The sequence below is a fragment of the Streptomyces sp. NPDC037271 genome, assembly GCF_055603605.1.
In genome coordinates, this window is the sequence record NZ_JBVJVN010000032.1 from 36,998 (window position 1) to 62,529 (window position 25,532).

At 73.3% G+C, this 25,532-nt stretch carries 25 protein-coding genes and 2 pseudogenes; 16 read left to right on the plus strand and 11 right to left on the minus strand.

Annotated features, from left to right (window positions below; all coding sequences use genetic code 11):
* Positions 1-360 precede the first annotated feature (360 nt).
* The 5 genes from ACZ7G3_RS33195 (at position 361) to ACZ7G3_RS33215 (ending at position 6,070) form a co-directional block, all read left to right on the plus strand.
* The gene (locus ACZ7G3_RS33195; RefSeq protein ID WP_470930161.1) at positions 361-1,632 is read left to right on the plus strand and encodes a prenyltransferase/squalene oxidase repeat-containing protein; all 1,272 of its coding nucleotides are present in this window, start codon (positions 361-363) and stop codon (positions 1,630-1,632) included.
* Complete coding sequence (locus ACZ7G3_RS33200) at positions 1,629-2,300, plus strand: SCO2322 family protein (RefSeq protein WP_470930163.1); 672 nt, start codon at positions 1,629-1,631, stop codon at positions 2,298-2,300. Before ACZ7G3_RS33195 ends, ACZ7G3_RS33200 begins: the two co-directional genes overlap by 4 nt.
* Before the next feature lie 79 nt (positions 2,301-2,379).
* A complete protein-coding gene (locus ACZ7G3_RS33205) occupies positions 2,380-3,516 on the plus strand; it encodes an energy-coupling factor transporter transmembrane component T (protein ID WP_470930226.1) in 1,137 nt (378 codons plus the stop codon).
* Positions 3,513-5,201 (plus strand): ABC transporter ATP-binding protein, encoded by a 1,689-nt coding sequence (locus tag ACZ7G3_RS33210; protein WP_470930165.1) that lies wholly within the window; start codon positions 3,513-3,515, stop codon positions 5,199-5,201. Before ACZ7G3_RS33205 ends, ACZ7G3_RS33210 begins: the two co-directional genes overlap by 4 nt.
* On the plus strand, positions 5,198-6,070 hold the full coding sequence (locus ACZ7G3_RS33215; RefSeq protein WP_470930167.1) for an ECF transporter S component: 873 nt from the start codon (positions 5,198-5,200) through the stop codon (positions 6,068-6,070). The genes ACZ7G3_RS33210 and ACZ7G3_RS33215 overlap by 4 nt, the downstream gene beginning before the upstream one ends.
* A 123-nt stretch (positions 6,071-6,193) precedes the next feature.
* Here ACZ7G3_RS33215 and ACZ7G3_RS33220 read toward each other — a convergent pair whose 3' ends face one another.
* Complete coding sequence (locus ACZ7G3_RS33220) at positions 6,194-6,964, minus strand: calcium-binding protein (RefSeq protein WP_470930169.1); 771 nt, start codon at positions 6,962-6,964, stop codon at positions 6,194-6,196.
* A 370-nt stretch (positions 6,965-7,334) separates the two neighbouring features.
* Here ACZ7G3_RS33220 and ACZ7G3_RS33225 point away from each other — a divergent pair, with 370 nt between their 5' ends.
* Positions 7,335-8,009 carry a lytic polysaccharide monooxygenase auxiliary activity family 9 protein gene (locus ACZ7G3_RS33225; protein WP_470930171.1) on the plus strand — a complete coding sequence of 225 codons (675 nt, stop codon included), beginning with the start codon at positions 7,335-7,337 and terminating at the stop codon, positions 8,007-8,009.
* Positions 8,010-8,161: 152 nt separating this feature from the next.
* On the opposite strand, the gene ACZ7G3_RS33230 is transcribed toward ACZ7G3_RS33225, so the two are convergent.
* Complete coding sequence (locus ACZ7G3_RS33230) at positions 8,162-9,154, minus strand: GlxA family transcriptional regulator (RefSeq protein ID WP_470930173.1); 993 nt, start codon at positions 9,152-9,154, stop codon at positions 8,162-8,164.
* Between the two features lie 129 nt (positions 9,155-9,283).
* On the opposite strand from ACZ7G3_RS33230, the gene ACZ7G3_RS33235 reads away from it, so the two are divergent.
* The gene (locus tag ACZ7G3_RS33235; protein ID WP_470930175.1) at positions 9,284-9,874 is read left to right on the plus strand and encodes a cysteine hydrolase family protein; all 591 of its coding nucleotides are present in this window, start codon (positions 9,284-9,286) and stop codon (positions 9,872-9,874) included.
* A 32-nt stretch (positions 9,875-9,906) separates the two neighbouring features.
* On the opposite strand, the gene ACZ7G3_RS33240 is transcribed toward ACZ7G3_RS33235, so the two are convergent.
* The gene (locus ACZ7G3_RS33240) at positions 9,907-10,338 is read right to left on the minus strand and encodes a hypothetical protein (RefSeq protein ID WP_470930177.1); all 432 of its coding nucleotides are present in this window, start codon (positions 10,336-10,338) and stop codon (positions 9,907-9,909) included.
* A gap of 94 nt (positions 10,339-10,432) precedes the next feature.
* Positions 10,433-10,864 carry an ATP-binding protein gene (locus ACZ7G3_RS33245; RefSeq protein ID WP_470930179.1) on the minus strand — a complete coding sequence of 144 codons (432 nt, stop codon included), beginning with the start codon at positions 10,862-10,864 and terminating at the stop codon, positions 10,433-10,435.
* A 94-nt stretch (positions 10,865-10,958) separates the two neighbouring features.
* Between ACZ7G3_RS33245 and ACZ7G3_RS33250 the strand changes: the two genes are divergently transcribed.
* From ACZ7G3_RS33250 to ACZ7G3_RS33265, 4 genes are all read left to right on the plus strand, one after another.
* On the plus strand, positions 10,959-11,807 hold the full coding sequence (locus tag ACZ7G3_RS33250) for a helix-turn-helix domain-containing protein (RefSeq protein ID WP_470930180.1): 849 nt from the start codon (positions 10,959-10,961) through the stop codon (positions 11,805-11,807).
* Positions 11,782-12,048, plus strand: a complete 267-nt coding sequence (locus ACZ7G3_RS33255; RefSeq protein ID WP_470930182.1) for a DUF397 domain-containing protein — start codon at positions 11,782-11,784, stop codon at positions 12,046-12,048. Before ACZ7G3_RS33250 ends, ACZ7G3_RS33255 begins: the two co-directional genes overlap by 26 nt.
* Positions 12,045-12,518 (plus strand): hypothetical protein, encoded by a 474-nt coding sequence (locus ACZ7G3_RS33260; protein ID WP_470930184.1) that lies wholly within the window; start codon positions 12,045-12,047, stop codon positions 12,516-12,518. Before ACZ7G3_RS33255 ends, ACZ7G3_RS33260 begins: the two co-directional genes overlap by 4 nt.
* A 127-nt stretch (positions 12,519-12,645) precedes the next feature.
* Positions 12,646-14,286, plus strand: a complete 1,641-nt coding sequence (locus ACZ7G3_RS33265) for a hypothetical protein (protein WP_470930186.1) — start codon at positions 12,646-12,648, stop codon at positions 14,284-14,286.
* On the opposite strand, the gene ACZ7G3_RS33270 is transcribed toward ACZ7G3_RS33265, so the two are convergent.
* Complete coding sequence (locus ACZ7G3_RS33270; RefSeq protein WP_470930188.1) at positions 14,240-16,516, minus strand: bifunctional glycosyltransferase 87/phosphatase PAP2 family protein; 2,277 nt, start codon at positions 16,514-16,516, stop codon at positions 14,240-14,242. The genes ACZ7G3_RS33265 and ACZ7G3_RS33270 overlap by 47 nt on opposite strands.
* A gap of 456 nt (positions 16,517-16,972) precedes the next feature.
* Between ACZ7G3_RS33270 and proP the strand changes: the two genes are divergently transcribed.
* Both proP and ACZ7G3_RS33280 read left to right on the plus strand, forming a co-directional pair.
* Entirely contained in the window at positions 16,973-18,367 is a 1,395-nt protein-coding gene (gene proP, locus ACZ7G3_RS33275) for a glycine betaine/L-proline transporter ProP (protein WP_470930190.1), read from the plus strand.
* 223 nt (positions 18,368-18,590) lie between these two features.
* Positions 18,591-19,262, plus strand: a complete 672-nt coding sequence (locus tag ACZ7G3_RS33280) for an O-methyltransferase (RefSeq protein WP_470930192.1) — start codon at positions 18,591-18,593, stop codon at positions 19,260-19,262.
* Between the two features lie 39 nt (positions 19,263-19,301).
* Here the strand turns inward: ACZ7G3_RS33280 and ACZ7G3_RS33285 are convergent, their stop codons facing one another.
* Positions 19,302-19,694 carry an FHA domain-containing protein gene (locus ACZ7G3_RS33285; RefSeq protein WP_470930194.1) on the minus strand — a complete coding sequence of 131 codons (393 nt, stop codon included), beginning with the start codon at positions 19,692-19,694 and terminating at the stop codon, positions 19,302-19,304.
* A 177-nt stretch (positions 19,695-19,871) separates the two neighbouring features.
* Between ACZ7G3_RS33285 and ACZ7G3_RS33290 the strand changes: the two are divergent.
* A pseudogene (locus ACZ7G3_RS33290) lies at positions 19,872-20,225 on the plus strand (DnaJ family domain-containing protein).
* Between the two features lie 10 nt (positions 20,226-20,235).
* Here the strand turns inward: ACZ7G3_RS33290 and ACZ7G3_RS33295 are convergent.
* Entirely contained in the window at positions 20,236-20,694 is a 459-nt protein-coding gene (locus tag ACZ7G3_RS33295; RefSeq protein WP_470930196.1) for a hypothetical protein, read from the minus strand.
* A 3-nt stretch (positions 20,695-20,697) separates the two neighbouring features.
* On the minus strand, positions 20,698-21,384 hold the full coding sequence (locus ACZ7G3_RS33300; RefSeq protein WP_470930198.1) for a hypothetical protein: 687 nt from the start codon (positions 21,382-21,384) through the stop codon (positions 20,698-20,700).
* 165 nt (positions 21,385-21,549) lie between these two features.
* Between ACZ7G3_RS33300 and ACZ7G3_RS33305 the strand changes: the two genes are divergently transcribed.
* Complete coding sequence (locus ACZ7G3_RS33305; RefSeq protein ID WP_470930200.1) at positions 21,550-22,050, plus strand: GNAT family N-acetyltransferase; 501 nt, start codon at positions 21,550-21,552, stop codon at positions 22,048-22,050.
* A 28-nt stretch (positions 22,051-22,078) separates the two neighbouring features.
* On the opposite strand, the pseudogene ACZ7G3_RS33310 reads toward ACZ7G3_RS33305, so the two are convergent.
* Positions 22,079-22,318: pseudogene (locus tag ACZ7G3_RS33310) on the minus strand (EmrB/QacA family drug resistance transporter); the annotation flags it as partial.
* Between the two features lie 153 nt (positions 22,319-22,471).
* Here ACZ7G3_RS33310 and ACZ7G3_RS33315 point away from each other — a divergent pair.
* On the plus strand, positions 22,472-23,722 hold the full coding sequence (locus ACZ7G3_RS33315) for a peptidoglycan-binding domain-containing protein (protein ID WP_470930202.1): 1,251 nt from the start codon (positions 22,472-22,474) through the stop codon (positions 23,720-23,722).
* Between the two features lie 96 nt (positions 23,723-23,818).
* Here ACZ7G3_RS33315 and ACZ7G3_RS33320 read toward each other — a convergent pair whose 3' ends face one another.
* Together ACZ7G3_RS33320 and ACZ7G3_RS33325 are read right to left on the minus strand one after the other, a co-directional pair.
* The gene (locus tag ACZ7G3_RS33320; protein WP_470930204.1) at positions 23,819-24,478 is read right to left on the minus strand and encodes an HAD family hydrolase; all 660 of its coding nucleotides are present in this window, start codon (positions 24,476-24,478) and stop codon (positions 23,819-23,821) included.
* Positions 24,479-24,810: 332 nt separating this feature from the next.
* Positions 24,811-25,392, minus strand: a complete 582-nt coding sequence (locus tag ACZ7G3_RS33325; protein WP_426603472.1) for a TMEM165/GDT1 family protein — start codon at positions 25,390-25,392, stop codon at positions 24,811-24,813.
* Between the last annotated feature and the right edge of the window lie 140 nt (positions 25,393-25,532).

Genomic DNA, 25,532 nt, shown 5'->3' on the forward strand with positions numbered 1-25,532 from the left:
GCCGGGGCCGGGGAGCCCGACGCGGCGAGGGCCGGGGAGCCCGACGCGGCGGGCGCGGGGAAGCGTGGGCGGCCGCACGGGTCCGGGCCGGTTGCCTCCGGGTAAGGTGGCCGCGTCGTCATCACACCCGTACGGGGGGAAGCCGGTGCAATTCCGGCGCTGACCCGCAACCGTGAACCGCCCGCCGAGGCCGTCGAGGCCGCCTTCCGGGGACGGTGAGCCGGACTGCCCCGCGCGGACGTGACCGGCTCACGTGCCCGGCACCCGCCGGCGCACGGGCACCGTCGAGGCATACGGGGCCGAGCCGCCGGGGGTGCCCCGTGCTGTCCGGCCCCGCACAGGGAAAGGCACCCGCCGCTCATGAACGTCCGCCGTCGCAGCAGCGCCGCGGCTCTGGCCGCCATAGCCGTGATCGGCGCCGCCGCCGCGCCCGCGGTCGCCGCCGATCCGTCGCCGTCACCGTCCACGTCGGCGTCCACGTCGGCGTCCACGCCGTCCGGCCCGTCCGGACTGTACGGGTCCACCGACCCCCGGTTCGACGGCGTGTGGCGCCAGTCCCTCGCGCTGCTCGCGCAGGACACGGCCGGTGTGATCCCGTCGTCGCAGGCCGTGAAGTGGCTCACGGACCAGCAGTGCGACAACGGTGCCTTCGCCCCCTTCCGCGCCGACCCGGCCCAGGCCTGCGACGCCGGGACCATGGTCGACACCAACAGCACGGCCGCCGCCGTCCAGGCGCTGTGGGCCGTCGGCGGCCACGGTGACGCCGTCGAGTCCGCCCTGGCCTGGCTGAAGTCCGTGCAGAACAAGGACGGCGGCTGGGGCTACACCCCCGGCGGGCCCAGCGAGGCCAACTCCACCTCCGTCGTCATCGGCGCCCTGACCGCCACGGAGACCGACCCGGCGGGGGTCAAGAAGGACGGCAGGTCCCCGTACGACGCGCTGCTGGCCTCCGCCCTGCCCTGCGCCGAGGACGGCGGCGCCTTCGGGTACCCGGACCAGAAGGGCAAGCTGCTCGCCAACGCGGACGCGACGGCCGCCGGCGTCCTCGGCGCGCTCGGCAAGGGCCTGGTCACCGAGGCCGGCGGGAAGGCCGACGGCGCGACCTGCACCGACGCGGGCGAGCCCACCCGCGAGCAGGCCGCCGCGAACGGCGCCGCGTACCTCGCCGACGCCCTCGGCGAGGACGGTCACCTCAAGTCCGCCCTCGGCGGCTCCGCCGAGCAGCCCGACTACGGAAACACCGCCGACGCGGTCGTCGCGCTCGCCGCGCAGGGCGGCAGGGACACGGCGGCCGAGCCGCTGGCCTGGCTGGAGAAGAACGCCGCGAAGTGGGCCGAGCAGAGCGGCCCGGCCGCCTACGCCCAGCTGATCTTCGCCGCGCACGCCACGGGCACCGACCCGCGCGCCTTCGGTGGCACGGACCTGGTGGAGAAACTGAACGCGACGGGGCCGGCTCCGCAGGGGGCGGCGGCGAAGGACACCGTCACCACGAGCGACAAGGCCGCGGACGAGGACGAGAAGAAGGACGACTCCGGCTTCGGCGTCTGGTGGTTCGTCGGCGTCTGCCTGGTCCTCGGTATCGGCGTCGGCTTCCTGCTGAGCGGCCGCAACAAGAAGCAGCAGCAGCCGTGACCCGCCGCGTCATCCTCCTCTTCCTGGCCGCGTTCCTGCTGACGGGGACCGCGGGCCAGGCGCAGGCCGCCGGTTACCGCTACTGGTCCTTCTGGGAGCGTGACGGCGACCGCTGGGTCTACGCCACCCAGGGCCCGTCCCTCGCCCGCCCCTCCGACGGCGACGTCCAGGGCTTCCGCTTCGCGGTGAGCGAGAACTCGGGCGACGCGGCGCAGCCGCGCGGCGCCGCGGACTTCGCGTCGGTCTGCGCGAGGACACCGGCCGAGGACGGCAGCAAGCGCGTCGCCCTGGTCCTCGACTTCGGTACGGCGTCCGACGCCCCGTCCGGCGAGACCCCGCCGGCCCCGCGCACGGCCTGCGCCCGGGTCTCCCCGGACGCCACGACGGCCGACGCCCTGGCCGCCGTGGCGGACCCGCTCCGCTACGACACCAACGCCCTGCTGTGCGGCATCGCGGGCTACCCGCGGTCGGGGTGCGGGGAGCAGGTGGCGCCGAAGGAGGACGCGAACCCGCAGGAGGACTCGACGGCCACGGCTGCCCCGGACCGGGAGAGCGCGCAGGACGACAGCGGCCCGTCGGCCGGCCTCTACGCGGGCATCGCCCTCGTGGCGGCCCTGGCCGGAGCGGCGGCCTGGCAGGCGAGGCGGCGCAGGAATGCCACCGACTGACCCGGCGGGCCGGCCGGCTGCGGGCGATCGTGCCGCGCTGCCTGCGGGCGCGGGCGATCGTCCCGCCGGGGCGGCGCGCCTGCCCGCGGCCGGCACCCTGTCGGCATCGGCAGGCGCGGCCATCCCCCGCGGCCAGGGCCCCGCGCTCCACCCCGGTGCCTGGTGGCTCTGGGCGCTGGCCCTGGGCACCGCCGCCACCCGCACCACCAACCCCCTCCTCCTCTCCCTCCTCGTAGCCGTCTCCGCCTACGTCGTCATCGCCCGCCGCCCCCACGCCCCCTGGTCCCGCTCCTACGGCGCCTTCGTCAAACTCGCCCTCGCCGTCCTCCTCATCCGCCTCCTCTTCACCACGGTCCTCGGCTCCCCCATCCCCGGCACCCACACCCTCGTCACCCTCCCCGAAGTCCCCCTCCCCGACTGGGCGCAGGGCATCCGCCTGGGCGGCCGGGTCACCGCCGAGGGCCTCGCCTTCGCCCTGTACGACGCGATGAAGCTGGCCACCCTCCTCGTCTGCGTCGGTGCCGCGAACGCCCTCGCCAACCCCGCCCGCCTCCTCAAGTCCCTCCCCGGCGCCCTGTACGAGATGGGCGTGGCCGTCGTCGTCGCCCTCACCTTCGCGCCGAACCTCATCGCCGACGTCCAGCGCCTGCGCGCCGCCCGCCGGCTGCGCGGCCGCCCCGACAACGGCCTACGGGGTCTGCTCCAGGTCGGGCTCCCGGTACTGGAGGGTGCCCTGGAGCGCTCCGTCGCCCTCGCCGCCGCGATGGACGCCCGCGGCTACGGCCGTACCGCCCGGGTCCCCGCACGTGTACGCCGTACCACCGCCGTCCTCACCCTGGGCGGCCTGCTCGGCGTCTGCGCGGGGACGTACGGGCTGCTGACCGCCGCGGGCGGCACGTACGGCGTCCCCGTCCTGCTGGCCGGCGTCGCCGCCGCGCTCGCGGGCCTGTGGCTCGGCGGTCGCCGGTCGGTCCGCACCCGGTACCGTCCGGACCGCTGGGACGCCCGCGCCTGGCTGGTCAGCGCCTCCGGCGCGGCGGTGGCGGCGCTGATGTTCCTCGCCGCCGCCCGGGAGCCGGCGGCCCTGCACCCGGGCGTCGTCCCGCTGGTCGCGCCCACCCTCCCGCTGTGGCCGGCGGCGGCCGTACTCGTCGGCCTGCTCCCGGCGTTCGTCACCCCCGCCCCTCACCCCGCACCCGTCAAGGAGCCGTCGTGATCCGCTTCGAGGATGTCTCCGTGACGTACGACGGGGTCGCCGAACCCACCGTCCGGGGCGTGGACTTCGAGGTCCCCGAAGGGGAGCTCGTCCTGCTCGCCGGCCCGTCCGGGGTCGGCAAGTCGACCGTGCTCGGCGCGGTCAGCGGCCTGGTCCCGCACTTCACCGGCGGCACGCTGAGCGGCCGGGTCACCGTGGCCGGCCGCGACACCCGCACCCACAAGCCGCGCGAACTCGCCGACGTCGTCGGCACGGTCGGCCAGGACCCGCTCTCCCACTTCGTGACGGACACCGTCGAGGACGAGCTCGCCTACGGCATGGAGTCCCTCGGCCTGCCTCCGGACGTGATGCGCCGCCGGGTGGAGGAGACCCTCGACCTGCTGGGCCTGTCCGGTCTGCGCGCCCGCCCCATCGCCACCCTCTCCGGCGGCCAGCAGCAGCGGGTCGCGATCGGCTCGGTCCTCACCCCGCACCCGCGGGTACTGGTCCTGGACGAGCCGACGTCCGCGCTCGACCCCGCCGCGGCGGAGGAGGTCCTGGCCGTCCTCCAGCGCCTCGTCCACGACCTCGGCACGACGGTCCTGATGGCCGAGCACCGCCTGGAACGCGTCATCCAGTACGCCGACCAGGTCGTCCTGCTCCCGGCCCCCGGCGCGGCCCCGCTCCTCGGACCCCCGGCGGACGTGATGGCCGTGTCCCCGGTGTATCCGCCGGTGGTGGGCCTGGGCAGGCTGGCGGGCTGGTCCCCGCTGCCGCTGACGATCCGCGACGCCCGGCGCCGCGCGGCCCCGCTGCGGGACCGGCTGGCCGGCCGGGAGATACCGGACCACACCCCACCGGCCGCCGCGCCGCCGGCACCCCCCGCGCTCCGGCCCCCCGCCTCCCGTCGGTGGCGGCGCGGGAAGCGGGCGGAAACGGCCGCCGCCCCCACCCCGTACGCCGCCGAGGTCCGCTCCCTCGCCGTCCGGCGCGACCGGATCCACGCGCTGCGCCACGTCGACCTGACCGTCTCCCCCGGCGAGACCGTCGCCCTGATGGGCCGCAACGGCGCCGGGAAGTCGACGCTCCTGTCCGCACTGGTCGGCCTCGTCGAACCGTCCGCCGGTTCGGTCCGCGCCGGCGACGCCGTACCGCACCGCACGGCGCCCCGCGACCTCGTGCGCCGCGTCGGCCTGGTCCCGCAGGAGCCGCGCGACCTGCTGTACGCCGACACGGTCGCCGCCGAGTGCGCGGCAGCCGACGGGGACGCGGACGCGGCTCCCGGCACCTGCCGCGCCCTCCTGGCCGAACTGCTCCCCGGCGTCACCGACGACACCCATCCCCGCGACCTCTCCGAGGGCCAGCGCCTCACCCTCGCCCTGTCGGTCGTACTGACGGCCCGCCCGCCGCTGCTCCTCCTGGACGAGCCGACGCGCGGCCTGGACTACGCGGCGAAGGCCCGGCTGGCCGGGATCCTGCGCGGGCTGGCCGCCGAGGGCCACGCGATCGTGCTGGCCACGCACGACGTGGAACTCGCCGCCGAGCTGGCCCACCGGGTCGTGCTGCTCGCCGAGGGCGAGGTGATCGCCGACGGACCGGCGGCGGACGTGGTGGTGGCCTCCCCGTCCTTCGCGCCGCAGGTCGCCAAGGTGCTGGCCCCGCGGAAGTGGCTGACGGTGGCACAGGTGCGGGAGGCGCTGGCATGACCGGTCGTCGCGATGTGAGCGGTGCGGGCAGTCCGAGCGGTCCCCCGCGACGCGACCGCCAGGCCCGCGCCGTCCGCCTCGGCCCCCGTTCCGTCGCCGCTCTCGTCCTGGTCAGCGCGGTGGGGGTGGCGGGCTTCGGCTGGCCCTTCCTGGCTCCGCCGGACGCTTCCGTGAACGCGCACGCGCAGGACGCGCCGTGGCTGTTCGCGGGCCTGCTGGTGCTGCTGGTGGCCGTGGTGGCAGCGACGATCTCGGAGTCGGGGCTCGGCCCCAAGGCCGTGGCGATGCTCGGCGTCCTGGCGGCGACGGGCGCGGCGCTGCGCCCCATCGGTGCGGGCACGGCCGGCCTGGAACCCATGTTCTTTCTCATGGTGCTCAGCGGCCGGGTCCTGGGCCCCGGCTTCGGTTTCGTCCTCGGCTCGGTCACGATGTTCGCGTCCGCGCTGCTCACGGGCGGGGTGGGTCCGTGGATGCCGTTCCAGATGCTGTCGATGGGCTGGTTCACGATGGGGGCGGGCCTGCTGCCCTTCCCCGACCGTCTGCGCGGTCGCACGGAGCTGTTGATGCTGGCCGCGTACGGCTTCCTGGCCGCGTTCGCCTACGGCACGGTGATGAACCTCCAGGGCTGGACCTTCATGAACACGCTCGCCTCGGACATCGCCTTCGACCCGGAAGCGTCGATCCCCGGCAACCTGGCCCGCTTCCTCGCCTACTGCCTGGCCACGTCCCTCGGCTGGGACGGGGGCCGCGCCGCCGTGACGGTCGTCCTGACCCTCGCGCTCGGCACCCCGGTCCTGAAGGCCCTGCGTCGCGCCACCCGCCGGGCGGCCTTCGAGGCACCGGTCACGTTCGAGCGGCCGGCGAGGTGAGCCGCCCCACGTGACCGAGGGCGCCGACCGCGGCGGCACCGCGCCCGCGACGCCGATCGCGCCGCGGGGCAGGCCCTTCGTGCGGAGCGGCTTGCTCACGGGAGGACGTGCGCCGGGTGTTGCCTACGGGAGGACGATGTCGCGGCCCGGCCCGCCTTCGACGGTGTCCTTTCCGAGGCCGCCACCGACGAGGTCGTCGCCGCCTTCGCCGTGCAGCATGTCGTCGCCGGGGCCGCCGAGAACGATGTCGCGGCCGTCCCCGCCCATGGCATGGTCGTCGCCGGAGCCGGCGTACACGGTGTCGTCGCCGCCGTAGCCCTCGATCATGTCGTCACCCGCGCCACCCCACATCCGCTGGTCGTCGCCGTCGCCCATGAGGTGGTCCATGCCATCGCCGCCGTGCAGCACGGCGGGCCCCATGACCATGTCGTTCCCGTCGCCGCCCAGCACCGTGCGTGCCGTGTGGGCATGCAGTTCGTCGTCACCGGAGCCGCCGCTGACGGTTCCGACCCCGGGAGTGAAGGCGGCGACCGTGTCGTCGCCGTCGCCGAGGTGGATGTCGATCCGGTCGGGACGGGGGCCGTCGGCGGGCAGTTCGCAGACGACGGCGGTGGTGTCCTCGGCTGAGGAGTACGCGCAATGGTCGCCCGGTTCGAGCGGGACCACGTCGCGGAAGCCGATCCGCTGGATGCCGTCACTGGTGTACATGAAGAAGACGTTGAGGTCGTTGATGTGGCCCGCGGCGGCCGTGAAGACGATCGACTGGGTCTCCCAGTCGGCTCCGACGCGGGACTTCGCCTCGGCGGCGCTCGCGGCGGTCGCCGGGCCGAGGGCGAGGCCGGCAGTGCACAGGGCCACGACGAACGCGCCGACGGCGGTTCGGTTTCGGTTCATGGAACCTCATCTCGATGGAGTGACGTTTGACCGAACGGCTTGCGTGGTGCTGGCGGGGACTCGGCCGTGACGGCGGTCTCCTCCGCCGGCCCGAAGATGCGGGGCCGCGAACTGACGCGGCGTCATGGTAAACCGTTGCCCCTCCGGATGCGATGGGTGGGACTCGACGGCAAGGAGTGGTCCGGAGTCGCCGCGGGAAGGGCCGACCGCCCGAGTCCGGCAAGGGCACCGGCTCCCGCACCAGGGCGGATTCCCCGACCGCACCCCACCGCTGTGATCGACTTTGTCTGTTTCATTGACATTTCACTGAGGAGTCGTCATTTTGGGAGCGCTCCCATCACAGCCTTGCCTCTGGAAGGAGTCCCCCCACATGCGCACAACGAGTCCGTTAACCGGGCGTTCGCGGTCGGCCCTCCGCCGGCCTCTCCAGGCGCTCGTCATGCTGTTCGCCGTGGTCGTCGGCGCACTGGCCTGGTCGACCCCCGCCCAGGCCCACGGCACCATCGTCGGTCCCGCCACCCGCGCGTACCAGTGCTGGAAGACGTGGGGCAGCAACCACACGAACCCGGCCATGCAGACCCAGGACCCCATGTGCTGGCAGGCCTTCCAGGCCAACGCCGACACCATGTGGAACTGGATGAGCGCCCTCCGCGACGGCCTCGGCGGCCAGTTCCAGGCGAAGACCCCCGACGGGACGCTCTGCAGCAACAACCTCTCGAGGAACGCCAGTCTGAACAAGCCCGGCCAGTGGAAGACCACCAACGTCGGCAGCAACTTCTCGGTGCAGCTGTACGACCAGGCGTCCCACGGTGCCGACTACTTCAAGGTCTATGTGAGCAAGCAGGGCTTCGACCCCAAGACCCAGACCCTGGGCTGGGGCAACCTCGACTTCATCACGCAGACCGGCCGCTTCGCCCCGGCGCAGAACATCACCTTCCCCGTCCAGACCTCCGGGTACACCGGGCACCACGTGGTGTTCGTGATCTGGCAGGCCTCGCACCTCGACCAGGCGTACATGTGGTGCAGCGACGTGAACTTCGGCTGAGCCGAGGAGCGCCGCGCACGGCACCGGCCTTCGCCGGGCGCCGGTGACCCGCCGCCCGGCGGACCGAGCCCCGTCGGGGCAGGGGCCCTCTTCGGCCACCCTGCCCCGACGGGGCTTCACACGCTCCGGGTTCCGTGACCGGCAAGCCGAGTTCAGGCAGGAACGGTCCGGAACCGTCGCCGGTACTCCGTCGGGGTCGTGTCCAGCCGCCGGCGGAACGCCCTGACCAGGGTGTCGACGGTGCCGAAGCCGCAGGCGGAGGCGACCCTCTCCAGGGTCGCGTCGGTGGATTCGAGCTGCTGGCGCGCCACCTCGACGCGGACCGACTCGATGAAGGCGTGCGGGGTCGTGCCGAGTTCGGTCTTGAAGATCCGGGTGAGCTGCCGGTCGCTGACGTGCGCGTGTGCGGCGAGGTCGGCGACGGTGAGCGGTTCGGCGATGTTGCGCATGACGTGGTGGCGGAGTTCCTCGACGCGCCGGGTCGTGGAGACCTGCTCCAGCGGAACACTGAACTGGCTCTGCCCGCTCGGCCGCTTGAGGTACATCACGAGTTGCCGGGCCACCCGCAGCGCCACCGCCTCACCGAGGTCGTCGGCGACCAGCGCGAGGGAGAGGTCGAGGCAGGAGCTGATGCCCGCGCCGGTCCACACGTCGCCTTCCCGGATGAAGATCGGGTCGGCGTCCACCTCGACGGCCGGATGGTCGTCGGCGAGTTGCCGCGCGGTCGACCAGTGGGTGGTGACGCGCTTGCCGTCCAGCAGTCCGGCGGCTGCCAGCACGTGCGCGCCGACGCAGACGGACGTGACCCGCCGGGTCCGGCCGGCGAGCTGCCTCACCCGCTCCACCACGGCGGGGTCGGTGAGCGCGCGGACGCGGCGCCGACTGTCGACCTCGACCGCGCCGGGCACGATCAGGGTGTCGACGCTCCGGGCGGTCAGGCCGTCGAAGGTGACGTCCGGCAGGACCCGGACCCCGGCTCCGGTGGTGACCGGGTCCATGGTCTCGGCGGCGAGGACCACCTCGTAGCCCGCCGCCTCGTCCGTCTCGCGCCGGGCGAGGGCGAACACCTCCGGCGGCCCGGTGACGTCGAGCAGGTCGACGCCTTCGAAGAGGACGACGACGATCAGTCGGCTCACGGAGTTCACGTTCCTCCCAGCTCCTATGTCGGTATCTGCAGGTTAGACGACATTGCCGACATCGCAGGAGAGCCGTAGCGTCGTAGGAGCAGGCCACCAGCCGCACCCTCCATCCGACGAAGACCAGGGAGTTTTCCCATGCCCAGGACCACGCTGCGCCGCCTCAACGGACTCGACGACACCCCCGCCAAGCTCGCCGACTCCACCCTGGTGCTCGTCGACTACCAGAACACCTACACGACCGGCGTGATGGAACTGGACGGCTGGCAGGACGCCCTCGACGCCGGCGCCCGGCTACTGGCCCGCGCCCGCCGGGAAGGCACCAAGGTCATCCACGTCATGCACGACGGCGGCGAGGGCACCCCCTACGACATCCGCGCCGAGATCGGCCGGATCCACCCGAGCGTCGCCCCGGTCGACGGCGAGCCCGTCGTCGTCAAGAAGGCGCCCGACTCGTTCTTCGGCACGGACCTGGGCGAGCACGTCGACGCGGCCGGCAACAGCGACCTCGTCGTCGTCGGCTTCATGACGCACATGTGCGTGACCTTCACCGCCCAGGGCGCCTTCCTGCGCGGCAACCGCCCCACGGTCGTCGCCGACGCCTGCGCCACCCGCGCCCTGCCGGTCGCCGGCACCGAACTGGACGCCCACCAGGTGCACCAGAGCGCCCTCGCCACGATCACCGACATGTACGGGGTCGTCGTTCCGTCGCAGGAGTCCCTGGCCTGAGACGACCCGCCCGAGGACGGCCCGCCCATCACTCAGACGGCCTCGAGTGTCCAGTCACCGGCCGGCAGGCAGGAGACCCACACATAGCCGGGCCCGCTCAGGCGGACCGTCCCCCTCTCGGTACCCGTCACGTCCGTGTCCAGCGGCTCGCCACTGCCGAACGCTTGATGCCTGACGCCCAAGCCCCTCGTGCGGCCGACGCTCTCGTACCGCAGCTCCAGCTCCCCGCCCTCCCAAGTGAAGAGCTGGGTGCCGTGACCGGCCACGGAGGCCGGCAGGGGCGGTACGTCCTCAGGCCGCAACCTGTCGAGCTGCCAGCGGGCCACACCGCTCTCCCCGGCCTTCTTCACCTCCAGGTGCGTGTACCGGCCGGGGACGACGAACGGATGCCACGATCGCCCCGACGTTCGGAGAAGGGCGGCGGCCGACGTCCGCTCCCGCGGAGTGTCGATCCACGGAGTCACGCTGTAGGAGGTCGCCGGACCCCGCGACCTCAACGGGCGCCCTTCCGGCCACCCCCGCCCCACCGGCACAGAGGTGATCCAACCACCTCGCAGATCACCTCGGCAGACTTCGGACCTCGAACCACACGGTCTTGCCGCCCCCGGGCCCCGGCCCCACGCCCCACTTGTCGACCACCGCGTCCAGCAGCACCAGCCCCCGGCCGCTCTCCGAGTCGTCACTCACCCGCCCGGCCGCGACGGGGAGCCGGGGGCTGCCGTCCGCCACCTCCACCCGGACACCGCCGCCGTCCGCCCGCCGCAGCAACACCAGCGTGCAGCGGCGGTCCGGGACATGGCGTACGACGTTGGCCAGCAGCTCGGTGACGCCGAGTTCGACCGCGTCGGCCAGTTCGACGAGGTCCCACTCGCCCAGGTACGAGCGGACGATGCGCCTGACGTGCCCGGCCGAGTGGGCGCCCGCCGTGAAGCTCATCCGGTACTGGTTCGCGCAGTGGCCCACGAGGACCGAGGGAAAGTATTCGTTCACGGCACGAGCCTGACGTCGGACGACTACTGTGGGCTACCGAACGGATACAACCGGTCCTGTGGTGGACCGAGTTGTGCGAGAGGGGGCTCTCCGCATGACCCACATCAACGTCCTCGACCCGGGCGCGTCGCCGCTCGACTACTACGGCTTCGAGCTGCGGCGCCATCGGGAGGCGGCCGGGCTGACGCAGCGGCAGCTCGGCGACATCGTCAACTACACGGGCTCACTGGTCGGTCAGATCGAGACGGCACGCAAGCTGCCGACGCAGGAGTTCAGCGAGCGCGTCGACGCGGCGCTGGGGACGGGCGGGCTGCTGTCCCGGCTGGTCGACCTGGTGATGCGCAGCCAGCAACCGGCGTGGTTCCAACAGGTGGCCGAGTTGGAGGTGCGCGCGGTCGAGATCTGCACCTTCCAGACGCACATGATCCACGGCCTGCTCCAGACCGACGCCTACGTACGGGCCGTACTCGGCACGCTCGACCCGACCGACCTCGACGACCGCACCGCCGTACGGCTCGCCCGCCAGCGCATCTTCGAGAAGGAGGAACCACCGGTCTTCTGGACGGTCCTCAGCGAGGCCGCGCTGCGCCAGGAGATCGGCGGCCGGACGACCATGCGCGGTCAACTGGCCCACCTCCTGTCCTTCGAGGACAACCCCCGGATCAATGTCCAGGTGCTGCCGTTCTCGGCGGGCGCGCACGCGGGGCTTCAAGGCTCATTCACCCTCTTTCGCTTCGCGCGGGACCCCGCCATCGTCTACACGGAGGGGTACGGCACCGGTCATCCGACCGCCAACCCGGAGAGCGTCAAGGACTGTTCACTCCGTTACGATCATCTCCGGGCCGCCGCACTCTCCCTCAAGGACTCGGCGGAGCTGATCCGCCGGGTGATGGAGGAACGCTATGGGGAGCAAGGCGATGCCGACGAGGATCCAGTGGCGTAAGTCCAGCTACAGCGGCGACCAGGGCGGCGAGTGCGTTGAGTGCGCGCCGCTCGGCCGGCTGGCCTGGCGCACGTCGTCCTACAGCGGCGACCAGGGCGGCGACTGCGTCGAGGTCGCCGAGCTGCCCCGCCACGCCACCGTCGCCGTCCGCGACTCCAAGAACCCGGCGGGACCGGCCCTCACCCTGGCCCCCGCCGCCTTCACCGCCTTCGTCGGCTGGGCCTCCACCACCGCCGGGTGATCGCGTCCGGCTCCGGAGACGAGCCCTACGCCGAGCACGACGGGGCGGCATTGCTCCTGCTGCTCCTGGCCGGCCTCGTCGCCGTGCTCTGGCTCACCCTTCGTGGGATCACGGGCCTGGTGCGCGCGAGGAGGACCGGCCCGGGCGGGCGGGTGTTCCTCGCGCCGGCGGCCGTACTGGCGTGGGGCGCGACGGCCGGCCTGTACACCTGGGGCCTCCTGCACCTGTTCTTCTTCGACGACCACGCCCAGGCCCAGGCGTGCCACCGGGTCCTGGGCGGCGGCGAAGTCAGCGGTTACGTACCGACGTTCCTCCCGCTGCACTTCGGGTGCCGGGCCGGGGACGGGCGGGTCGTCGAGGCCGTCATCCCGTCGTACCTGAATCCGGCGACCGCCCTGCTCGGGATCGCCGCGCTCACCCTGACCGGGTTCGCCGTCACTCACCGGACGCGGGAGACCGTGCCCGAATGACCCGGTGCCCCTGTGGCCCGGCGACCCGGTGACCCGGCCCGGGCCCAGGTAAACGTTTCTGTTCGAATTATCGTCTTCGCACGTGCCCCCGCCGTGCCCCCGATGACGCCGAACGGAAACCCCCACCGTGGTCCCTGCCGCACTGACGACCGTCCCCCGCCCCGAACGGCAGCGGGAGAGACGCCCGGGCGATGCCCTGCGCGCCTTCGGGCGCCGGCATCGCGTGGCCCTGCTCGCCACCCTGCCCACCATCCCGCTGTACGCGGTGTGGTGGGCGTTTCTCGCCACCGGCGGGGGCGACCTCGCCGCGCAGGAGGCATGGGCCGACTTCACCTCGCGGCACGGTGGTTCGCCGTACGGGCTGTTCTGGTACGGCGGGACGCACACCGTCAACTACAGCGTGATATCGCCCCACTTGATGGCCCTGCTCGGCGTGCGCACGGTCACCGTGGCGTCCGGACTGGCCGCCGCCTGGCTGGCGGCCGTGCTGATCGGGCGGACCGGCGTGCGCAGGCCGCTGTGGCCCGCCCTGCTCGCCTCCCTCGCCCTGTGGTGCAACGTCGCCTCGGGGCGTACGACCTTCGCGCTCGGCCTCGCCTTCGGGCTGGCCGCCTGCCTGGTGCTGGTCCGGGAACGGCGGCTGGTCATCGCCGCCGGCTGCGCGGCCCTGGCCACCATGGCGTCGCCGGTGGCCGGGCTGTTCCTGGCCGTCGTCGGGGCGGGCTACCTGCTCGTACGGGACTGGGGGCGCGCCCTCGTGCTCCTCGTACCGCCCGCCGCCGTCGTCGGGCTGACCACGCTGCTGTTCCCCTTCACCGGGGAGCAGCCGATGCCGGCGGCCCGAATATGGCCGCCGGTCGTGCTCGGCCTCGCCGTCACCGCGTTCGCCCCGCGTACCTGGCGGGTCGCCCGGTGGAGCGGGGCCGTCTACGCGACCGGCACCGTGCTGACCTACCTCGTCGCCTCCCCCGTCGGCACGAACGTCGAGCGGTTCGCCGAGTACTTCGCTCCCGTCGTGTTGCTCGCGGCCCTGCTCACCGCGCCCCCGCTGCGACGGGTCTCGCGCGGTCTGCTGGTCGTCGCCCTCGTCTTCTCCGTCTGGTGGATGGGGAAGAAGACCGCCGACGACCTGCGGGAGTACACCGTGGTGCCCGCCTGGGCCGTCGAGACGGACGGTGTCGTGCGGGCACTGGAGGGGCTCGGGGCCGACCGCACGCGGGTGGAGGTGGTGCCGGCCCGCGACCACCGTGAGGCGTCCGGGCTCGCCCCGCACGTCAACCTGGCCCGGGGCTGGAACCGGCAGCTCGACGTGGAACGCGCCCGGCTCTTCTACGACGGCACCTTCTCCGCGGCCAGCTACCGGGCGTGGCTGGACCGTTGGGCGGTCGGCTTCGTCGTGCTTCCGCTGGGCAAGCCGGACGGGCCCGCCGAGGCCGAGGCGGCGCTCGTGCGGGACCCTGACCTGCGGCCCGAGTGGCTGGAGCCCGTCTGGCAGGACGAGCACTGGAGGGTGTACCGGGTGCGGGACGCCGTACCGCTCGTCTCCGAACCCGGCACCGTCGTGACGACCAGCAGCGCCGACCTGGTGCTCCGCGTGGACCGGCCCGGGCCGGTGACCGTACGGGTCGCCTGGTCGCCGTGGCTGCGGACCGACGGCGGGTGCCTCGCCCAGGACGGCGAGTTCACCCGCCTGACCGTCGAGGCGGCGGGCGAGTACCGGCTCAGCTCCGGGTTCGGTCCTTCGCCGGGGTCGGAGGACCGCTGCTGAGCCCGTCGGCGGGCGAGGCGTCGTCGTCGGCCGGGGGCGGGGCGGGAGCGGGGATGGTGCTCGCGGCCGGGGCGGGGTCCTTGGCCGGGGTGTCCTTGGCCAAGGCGTCCGAGGACGCCGAGGACTCCAGGGACGCCGAGGACGCCGAGGACGCCGAGGACAAGGCGTCCTTGGCCGCGGTCGCGGTGACCGCCGTCCCGGTGACCGCCGTCCCGGTGACAGCCGTCCCGGTGACCACCCGGGCCCTCGGCCCCTGGAACAGGTACGTCAGCCCGAAGCCCGCCGCGACCACGGCCGCGCCGCCCACCGCGTCCAGAATCCAGTGGTTGCCGGTCGCCACGATCGCCGCGACCGTGAACAGGGGATGGAGGAGGCCGAGGGCCTTCATCCACATCCTCGGGGCGATGACCGCGATCGCCACACCGCACCACAGCGACCAGCCGAAGTGCAGCGACGGCATCGCCGCGTACTGGTTGGTCAGGTGCGTCAGCGTGCCGTAGTCCGGCTTGGAGAAGTCCTGCACGCCGTGCACCGTGTCGATGATCCCGAGGGTCGGCATCAGGCGCGGCGGCGCCAGCGGGTACAGCCAGAAGCCGACCAGGGCCAGCAGCGTGGCGAAGCCGAGGGACGCGCGGGCCCAGCGGTAGTCGACCGGGCGGCGCCAGTACAGGACGCCGAGGACGGCCAGCGGGACGACGAAGTGGAACGACGTGTAGTAGAAGTCGAAGAAGTCCCGCAGCCAGCCGATCTCGACGACGGCGTGGTTGACCGCGTGCTCGATGTCGATGTGCAGGAAGCGCTCGATGTCGAGGATCTGCCAGCCGTGCTCCTCGGCCCGGGCCCGCCCGGCCGAGTTGCTGCCGCCGGTCGCCGCGAGGCGGACCTGGGAGTAGGCGGCGTAGGTGACCCGGATGAGGAGGAGCTCCAGGAGGAGGTTGGGCCGGGTGAGGACCCGGCGCAGGAACGGCAGCAGCGGGACGTGCTTGAAGCGGGCCGGGACCGGCGGGGCGTAGCTCGTCGGGACCGGCGTGTCGAAGTACGGCGACGTGCGGGACAGGAAGGGCACGGCCACGGCGGCGGCCAGCGCCGCGAGGAGTACGACGTTGTCGCGCAGGGGGTAGAGGGCCGCCATGTTCGGCAGCATCATCTTCGCGGGCAGCGTCATCACCAGGACGACGGCGACCGGCCACACGTACCGGTCGGACGCCTTCTTGCCGACCCGGCCGACGAGCGCGGGCAGCACCCACAGCAGCTGGTGCTGCCAGGTGGCCGGGGACACCACGACGGCCGCGCAGCCGGTGATCGCCACCGCGAGGAGCAGCTGGCCGTCGCGGGCGTAGCGCACGGCGCGGCGCAGGGCGAGGACGGCGACGGCGGCGCCGAGCAGGAGGAAGAGGGCGATCTCCAGGGGGCCGGAGAGGCCGAGCCGCAGCAGGGCGCCGTGCAGCGACTGGTTGGCGAGGTCGTCGGCCTCGCCGCCCAGGCCCACGCCGGCCAGGTGGTGGACCCAGTAGGTGTAGGAGTCCTGCGCCATGGCCGCCCAGGCGACGGCGGTGCAGGCGAGGAAGGTGACGCCGGTGGACACGGCGGCCCGTCTGCGGTCGGTGAACCACAGCAGGGGGACGAAGAGGAGGACGGTCGGCTGGAACGCGGCGGCGACACCGATCAGCGCGCCGCCGATCCGGTCGCCGTGTTCACCGCGTACGGCGAAGCAGCCCAGCAGGACGAGGAGGACCGGGATGATGCTGGTCTGGCCGAGCCACAGCGCGTTGCGCACCGGCAGCGACAGCATCAGCAGGCTGACGGCGACGGGCGCCGCCAGCAGTGCCGTACGGCGCCCCACCGGCTTCGGCAGGGCGCGGGCGGCGACCAGGCCGAGGGCCACGACGAGCAGCAGTGAGCCGAAGGTCCAGCCCCAGCCGAGGGCCTGCTCGGCGGCGCGGGTGAACGGTTTGAGGACGAGGCCGACGAAGGGGGTGCCGGTGAACTGCGTGGAGTCGTAGAGGGACCCCTCCACGTGCAGGACTCCGTGCTCCCCGACCCAGGTCTCCAGGTCCGTCAGCCGTTCGCCGCTCGGGGTGCTGAGGACCGTGGCCAGCTGTCGTACGGCGAGGATGGCGGCGACCAGCCACAGGCCGAGGCGCGCGGCGCGCAGCCGTGCCCTGGTCGCATCGACGGCCGGTGCCCCGAAAGCCTCCGCCGGTCGCCCACTGTGCTCCGCATTCGCCACGCCTCGTCGGCCTCCCGCCCCGTTCGTACCGCGTCCGTGTACGCGGTGTGTTGTCCTTGCGAACCCTATGAGGCTCGCACCACCCCCGGAGGGAGACGCAGGCAACCCCCGTTCAACCTGACCGCCGCCCGCATGTCGTCCCGACTTTTTCCGGACGTCCGGCCGTTCGTCCGGACGACGATAGTGCGGGAGCGGTCCGGACGCCTCTCGTGGAAGCGAGAAGGATCACAGGTCACAGGGTGACGGAGCGCTCCGTGGCGTACGGACGTCCCTGCGTGTACGCCATTTCGGTGCACTGTGCAACGAAAAGCATACCGGGCGTAAGCGGCGCATCAGCGCCTATGGTCGCTTTTCTGCCCGTGGCCGAGCGCCGCGGGTTTCTTTCCGGCCCGGCGACAGTGCCGCCGTACGGGTCGTGGCGTCCCTGTCCCCGTCGAAAGGTAGGCGAGCGAAGTTTTGTCGGCTGCCCCCGTCGCCACTCACCCGTCCGGCACCCACCCGCGTCCCTCCCCTCCGGCAGGGTCCGCTCCGGGATCCGCTCCCCCCACCGCGACCGATCCCGCTCTCGTCAGACGTGCCGTGAAGGCGGCGGCGCTCGGCAACGCGATGGAGTGGTTCGACTTCGGCGTCTACAGCTACATCGCCGTGACGCTGGGCAAGGTCTTCTTCCCGTCGGGCAACCCGACCGCCCAGCTGCTCTCCACCTTCGGTGCCTTCGCCGCCGCGTTCCTCGTCCGGCCGCTCGGCGGCATGGTCTTCGGCCCGCTGGGCGACCGGGTCGGGCGGCAGAAGGTCCTCGCCCTCACGATGATCATGATGGCGGCGGGTACGTTCGCCATCGGGCTGATCCCCTCGTACGCGACGATCGGCGTCTGGGCGCCGGTGCTGCTGCTGGCCGCGCGGCTGGTCCAGGGGTTCTCCACCGGGGGCGAGTACGCGGGCGCGTCCACCTTCATCGCCGAGTACGCGCCGGACAAGCGGCGCGGGTTCCTGGGGAGCTGGCTGGAGTTCGGCACGCTCGCCGGGTACATCGGCGGTGCGGGGCTCGTGACCCTGATGACGGCGCTGCTGTCCGACGCCGACCTGACGTCGTGGGGCTGGCGCATCCCGTTCCTGATCGCGGGGCCGATGGGCATCATCGGGCTGTATCTGCGGATGCGGCTGGAGGAGACGCCGGCGTTCGCCGCCGAGCTGGAGAAGGCGGAGGCGACGCGGCCGAAGGTACCGCTGCGGGACATGATCACCGGGCAGTGGCGGGCGCTGCTGCTCTGCGTCGGCCTGGTGCTGGTCTTCAACGTCACCGACTACATGCTGCTGTCGTACATGCCGAGCTACCTGACGAGCGAGCTGGAGTACGACGAGACGCACGGACTGCTGGTCGTGCTGGTCGTGATGGCGCTGATGATGGTCGTCCAGCCGTTCGCGGGCGCGCTGACCGACCGGATCGGGCGCCGGCCGGTGATCGCGGCGGGCTGCGCGGGCTTCCTGCTCCTGTCCGTCCCGGCGCTGCTGCTGATCCGCGAGGGCAGCCTGCTCGCGGTGGGGCTGGGCATGGCCGCGCTCGGGCTGCTGCTGGTCTGCTTCACGGCGTCGATGCCGTCCGCGCTGCCGGCGCTGTTCCCGACGCGGGTGCGGTACGGCTCGCTGTCGATCGGCTTCAACGTCTCGGTGTCGCTGTTCGGCGGGACGACGCCGCTGGTGGTGACGGCGCTGATCGGCGCGACGGGCGACATGATGATGCCCGCCTACTACATGATGGCCGCGGCCGTGATCGGTGGCGTGGCGGTGTGGTTCATGAGCGAGTCCGCGGGCCGGCCACTGCCGGGCTCGGCACCGGCCGTCGAGGGCTGACGCTCCCCGGGGGAGGGAGGAAGGGCGAGGCGCGCCGAGCGCGCGGCCTTGCCCGAACCATGCGGCCGTCCGCGCCCGGCCCGCGGCCCGGCCCACCCCGCCGGGGACACGCCCTCGTCAATCGCCTGACACGTCGTCACCCCGGGGCTATCTTCGTCAGCGCATCCACTTCGTCAGCGCATCCACTCAGAAACGCCAACGACGCACACAGGAGGCCCCCTGCATGAGCGAGTCGCGGCTCTGGGACGACGTCGACGCCTACTTCACCCACCACCTCAGCCCGAACGACGACCCGCTGGAGGCCGCCCTGAGGGACAGCGACGCCGCCGGGCTGCCGCAGGTGAACGTCACCCCCAACCAGGGCAAGCTCCTCCAGCTGCTCGCTCGGATCCAGGGCGCCCGCACCATCCTGGAGATCGGCACCCTCGGCGGCTACAGCACCATCTGGCTGGCCCGCGCCCTCCCCGCCGACGGCCGCCTGGTCACGCTGGAGTACAGCGCCCGGCACGCCGAGGTCGCCACCCGCAACATCGCCCGCGCCGGCCTCGACGCCGTCGTCGACGTGCGCGTGGGGCCCGCCCTGGATTCACTGCCGCAGCTCGCCGACGAGAACCCGCCGCCCTTCGACCTGGTCTTCATCGACGCCGACAAGGGCAACAACCCGCACTACCTGGAGTGGGCCCTGAAGCTCACCAGCACCGGCAGCCTGATCGTCGTCGACAACGTGGTCCGCGGCGGCCGGGTGGCCGACGCCGGTGACACCGGCGACGACGTACGCGGCACCCGCGCCGCGATCGAGCTGATCGGCAGCCACCCGCGGCTGAGCGGTACGGCGATCCAGACGGTCGGCAGCAAGGGCTACGACGGTTTCGCGCTGGCCCGCGTGCTGGAGTGAGGACGGCGCGCGCTCAGGCCTCACGGGGAAAGGCGCGTCTCACGCCTCGTGGTAGAAGCCGACGTTGACGCTGCGCGGTTCCGTGCGGTCCTGGACCACGATCTCGCCGCTCCCGCCCCTCGGCAGCGGCACGGTGCCGCCGTAGGACACGGGCTGCGCGTGGCCGCCGACGGTGAGCCGGACCTCGGAGGACGGCTCCGGCTGGGAGCCCCGCAGCCAGGTCAGCTGCCACATGCCGTCGGGTCCGCAGCGGAACTCCAGGTGGACCCGGGAGACGAACAGCCAGTCGTCCGGCGTCGACAGCCGGCACACGGACTTGTCCCGGCCCACCCGCAGCACCGCGCCCGGCTCGCTGGGCGCGTCGGCCATCTGCATGCCGGCCGTGGCGCCCGCGTCCGCCGCGGTGACGACGGCCATGGTGAGTTCGAGCACGTGCGCTCCTCCAGAGACGTCCCTCGTTGACGTACTGCCGCCGCATGATAAGTCGGCCGCCGGTGCCGTGTCCGGCACAATGAGGTCATGACCGAGCGAAAGCCACCTGGCGTCGACTTCGAGATGGGGGTCCCCCCGCTCGAACGAAGTTGAGAGTGGGGGAGGGTCGACAAACAGATCCGTGAGGCGGACGCGCGCGGCGAGTTCGCCCAGCTGCCCGGTGCGGGCAAGCCCCTCCCCAGCGAGGTGGACAGCACCTACGACGAGCTCTGGTAGGTCAAGCGGAAGATGGCCCGCGAGGGCTTCTCCGTACTGCCGCCCACCCTGGCCCTGCGCAAGGAGGCGGAGGACGCCCTGGAGACGGCGGCGAACGCGCCGTCGGAGCGGGTGGTCCGCCGCATCGTCGAGGAGATCAACGTCGAGATCCGCGACGTCATGTTCAAGCCGCCGCCCGGCCCCCCGCTGGGTCTGAAGCCCTACGACGTCGAAGAGGTCGTACGGCAGTGGCGGGAGCGCCGGGCGGAGCGGTGACGCCTACGCGTCACAGGCGCATGAGACGGTCCGCCAGTTCGCGGTAGTCCCGCAGGGCCAGGCGGAGTTGTTCGGTGTCGGTGCTCGTCGCGCGGTCGTCCTGGCCGGTGTCGTGCCAGGACGTGCGCAGTGTGCGGCGGCGGTGCGTCACGGCCTCCGTGAAGCGCGCGGTGATCTCCTCCAGGACGCGGTCCGCCTCCTCCACGGAGGCACGCGGCCCGTCGACGAAACCGGCCACCGCGTGCCGCAGCCGCTGCCCGAGCTCGTCGTACTCCTCGTGCGGGAGGAGTGCGCCCCCGTGGACGGCCGGAGGGGTCGTGCCCTCGCTGTGGGCCGGCGCGGTGTCCGGGCCGGGGATGGTCTCGCCGCGGGCATCGGGGGCCCGCCCGTCCCGCTCGACGCGGGCGCCGGGGGCCCGCCCGTCCCGCTCGACGGGGATCCCGCCGGGCTGCCGGGTCACATCGGACATTGCTCAACTCTCCTTCGGCTGGCGTTTGCTGAGCGACCAGGAGTGGTGCGGGCGGGAGGACGCCGGCGCGTGTCCGCCACCGTCCGTCCCGGCGCGGTGCCGACCGCCGTCGGGCCGGCCCGCGTCATGGCGGCCGGAGCGTACGAGGTCCTCGAAGAGCGCGCGGGCCTCGACCAGGGACTCGCGCATCTCCTCCGTACCCGCGCCGCTGTCCTGCGCGCCGTCCACGCGCGCGTGCGTCACTCGGTGCACGCGCCGGTAGCCGTCGACGTGGTGGGCGTGGTGCACGGACAGCGCCGCGAGCTGCTCCTCGTACTGCCCGCTGTCCGGGAAGCCCCGGGCGCCGGCCAGCTCCGCGAGCAGCCGGTCCGCCTCGCCGACCGCCTCGCGCGGGGAGTCGACGAAGCGCTCCTGGACCGCGGTCCAGCGCGCCTCGAACCGCTCGCGCTCGACCGGCTCCAACGGCCTGACGTGCAGCGACCCGTGCCGTGCCACGCGCTCGGCGAGTTCGCGCTCGGCGGCCGCGGTGTCGCCGTCGTGCCGGGCCACGGCCCGGTCGTACTCGGGCCCGAAGCGCCGCTTCAGGCTCCCGCCGTGCTGGGGGCCCCGCGCGCGCAGGGCCAGTACGGCCGCGACAACGAGCACGGCCGCCACGATCACGATCAAAGCGATGATCACGCCTGTGGACATGAGTGCCTTCCGGGTTCTCGGCCCTACCGGCTCTCGGAGCGGGCCGGTTCGCCGTTCGGGTTGCCCCGGACCCCGCGCTCAAACGGCGCACAGCTCGCGCTCACGGCACATCGGTGCGAAAATACGCTTGCACAGGGCGCCGGTGCCGTCCCGACAATGCCGGTCATGACCTGGACCATCGCCCCGGAACCGTACGACTCCCCCGTCGCCGCCGCCCTCTGGCGCGCGTACTACACGGAGGTCAGCGACCGGTACTACCTGCTGCACGAGGGCCGGCCCACCGAACCCGCCGAACTGGAGCGGGAGATCGCCGCGTACTCCGGCGCCGACCTCGTGCCGCCCCGGGGACGGCTGCTGGTCGCGCGGTACGGCGGCGAACCGGCCGGCACCTCGGGCGTACGGCTGCGGGACGGCACCACCGCCGAGCTGACCCGGGTGTTCCTGCACGAGCGGATGCGTGGCCGGGGCGGCGCCGCACTGCTCGTACGGGCCGCCGAGGACGCGGCACGGGCGCTCGGCGCCTCGCGGGTGGTCCTCGACACACGCGGCGACCTCGTCGAGGCCCGTGCCCTGTACGCCCGGCTCGGCTACACGGAGACCGAGGCCTACAAGGAAGACCCGTACGCCGAGCACTGGTTCGTGAAGCAGCTCCCGTACGCGGCCTGACGGCCCCGGCGGCCCCGGCGGCCCCGGCGGGCTCAGCCGGCCCGCGCCGCAGCCGGTCCTCCGTCAGGAGCCAGGCCGGCACGAAGCCGAGGAGGGCGACGGGGGCGGCCGTACAGGAAGACGTCGGTGACGGCGGAGTCGGCCCGCGGAGAACCGTGCCGAAGACGGCCACGCCGAAGGAGGCGCCGAAGGAGGCGCCGAAGGAGCGGAAGAAGGTCGCGCCGGGGGTGGCGACGCCCAGGTCCTCGTACGCCACGGCGTTCGGCACCGCACCCACGGACGTCTCACCTTCCGTCCAGGTCGGTGTGACCGGATATGGCCGGTTCAGTCCTGTGGAAAGCCGGGATTCCGGGGGCGTGCGCGCGGGAGTGTGGAGAAGATCTGCATAATCTCTGGAGTTCGCGAGGGGAGGGACGAACGCGTGGAACAGCAGAAAGAGCCGCCGCAGGAGCCGCAGGAGCGGCCCCAGAGGCACTCGTGCCCGGAGTGCGGAACGCCCAGGGAGGCTGACAACACGCCCGCCTGCGCCTGCGGGGAGCGGGTGTCCGACGCCCTGCGCGACGCGCGTACGGCACAGGCGGCAGCGGCGGAGGACTTCGACCCGCTGCGCATACGGCCGTACGTCGAGCTGGACGGCGCCGGGGAGCCGTCGACGCCCCCGGCAGGGGCGGCCCCTTCCTCCGGTACGCCTGCGTCCGGTACGCCCATACCGGAGGGACCGGCGCCCGCGGCACCCCCGTCCGCGCCGGCCGCGCACACCTCCGCTCCGGGGACCGCGCCCACCGCGCCCACCCCCGCTTCGGGGGCCTCGCCCGACCCGGACGCCACCATGACGCTGCGCGCCGTCGGCACCGAACCGCCCGGCGCGGTCACGGAGGCGACCTCCGTACTGCCCACGCCCCTGGCGCCTTCGGCCGGCCCGCCCAGCGCACACGACCTGCGCCTGTTCGAGACCTCGGCCGCCGCGTCCACCGCCCCCTCCGCGCCCGCGGGGTCCGCGGGGTCCGGTGCGGACGACGCGTACGGCACCGACGGGCGGCCACCGCGCCGGCGGCGCCGCGGCGTGCTGCTCAGTGCCGCTGGGGCGGTCGTGGTCGTGGTGGGGGCGGCCGGGTACGCGAGCGGGCTGTTCTCCTACGAGTCACCCTCGCGGGACGGAGCGCTGCCGGAGGAGGTCCGGGCGAGCGTGCCGGACCCGTCGGTCAGTGCGGCCTCGACGGCCCCCGAGCCGAGCGCCACCTCCGCCCGGCCGACCTCCGCGTCGCCGTCCCCATCCGCCTCCGCGTCCGCGTCCGCCAGCGCGAGCCCGTCCCCCTCGCCGTCCCCGTCGGCGTCCAGCGCCTCGCCCGCGCCGTCCCGGTCGGCCGAGCCGACGCGGACCACGACGACGGCGCCGGCCGACAGCCCCGCGCAGGAGTCCGAGGAGGACGGACCCGACTCCGACGGCGGCGGCACCCTGCACCGCGGCGACCAGGGCCCCGAGGTCACCGAACTCCAGCAGCGCATGACCCAGCTGTACCTGTACAACGGCGACCTCGACGGCAGATACAACCGCCAGCTCGAGGACGCGGTCCGCAACTACCAGTGGTCCCGCGGCATCCGCTCCGACGAGCTCGGCGTCTACGGGCAGGACACCCGGCGCCAGCTGGAGTCGGAGACGCGGGAACCGTAGGCGGTGCGCGCGAACCGTAGGCGGTGCGCGCGGCCCGCCGTTCAGCGGGCGCGCGTTCGGCCGGCGCGCGTTCGGCCGGCGCGCGGCGCCCCTTCGTCAGCCGATGTGCAGCCGCAGCGTCCCGTCCGCACCGGCCTCCACACGTATCCGCGTCAGGTCCTCCACGACCACGTCGGGCCCGTGGAAACCGGCCCTCGGGCCGACCCCCACGACCTGCATCCCCGCGGCGCGCGCGGCCGTGATGCCGGCGCCGGAGTCCTCGAAGGCGATGCAGTCGGCGGGGGCGATCCCCAGTTCGGCGGCGCCCTTGAGGAAGCCCTCGGGGTCGGGCTTGCTGGCGCCGACCGACTCGGCGGTGACCCGGACGTCCGGCTGCACGAGTCCGGCGGCGGCCATCCGTGCCGTGGACAACGGCACGTCGGCCGAGGTCACCAGGGCGTGCGGCAGGCCGCGCAGCGAGGCGAGGAACTCCGGCGCCCCCGGGATCGCGACGACGCCCTTGGTGTCGGCGGTCTCCTCGGCGAGCAGGCGCGCGTTGTCCGCGTGGTTCTGCTCCATGGGCCGGTCGGGCAGCAGCAGCGCCATCGAGGCGTAGCCCTGCCGCCCGTGGACGACCTTCATGACCTCGTCGCCGTCCAGGCCGTTCCGGTCGGCCCAGCGCCGCCAGACGCGCTCGACGGCGGCGTCCGAGTTGACGAGGGTGCCGTCCATGTCCAGCAGCAGTGCACGGGCGGTGAGAACGGTGGTGGCCGTCATCGGCAGACTCCAAGGCGCGGGGAGGAATACAAGGCGGCCCCGCCCGCCGGTCAGGGAGAACGGGCGGGAGCCACTTTGTTCATCCACGGTACAAAACATACCGGGCATCGCGCCACCACCTCGCCCGAACGTTCACGCACCGTTCAGTTCGCGCGCCACCCGGTCCCCGTCGGTTTGCGCGCCACCCGGCCCGCGTCAGTTCAGCTGCCACCCGGCCCGCGTCGGTCACGCGTCACCGGGCTCGCGTCACCAGGCTCGCGCCACCGGGCTCGCACGTCACGGCGCTCGCGCGTCACCGGGTCCCGCCATCCCGCCGTCCCGCCGTGCGCGCCTCACCCGGCGACCGCCTCCCACAGGCTCCACACCCCGAGGCCCAGCATGAGCAGCGCCGCGACCTTCGTGATCAGCCGCAGCGGCACCCGCTTCATCAGGGCCTTGCCGCCGACGATGCCGAGACCGGCCACCGCCCACAGCGCGAGCACCGCGCCGAGCCCGACGGAGAGCGGGTCGTCGTAGCGGGCCGCGAGGTTCGCCGTCATGATCTGCGTGAGGTCGCCGAACTCGGCGACCAGGATGAGCATGAATCCCGCCCCGGAGACCTTCCAGAAGGACTGGTTCTCGGGCTTGCGGATCTCCTCGTCCTCGTCGTCCTTCCTCATCAGCAGCACGGCGGCGCCGCCCAGGAACAGCACGCCGGTGATCGCGTGCACGATCTGCTGCGGCAGCAGGGTCAGCACACTGCCGGCCGCGACCGCGAGCACGACGTGCAGCGCGAAGGCGGCGGCCACGCCGGCGAAGACGTACGAGGCGCGGTAGCGGGTGCCGAGGACGAGGCCGGCGAGCGCGGTCTTGTCCGGCAGTTCGGCCAGGAAGACGACGCCGAAGACGACTGCCGTCACGGTCAGGCTGATCAAGGGTTCCTCTATCGGTCGGGGCCGCCCCACCGAGAGTGCTGATCCCGCGGATTCACGCACCCGCGACGCAAGACACCTCGGCACGGCAGCACACGGTCCGCCCGTGCCGTACGGCACGGGCGTGCACTGCTTGCCGAAGG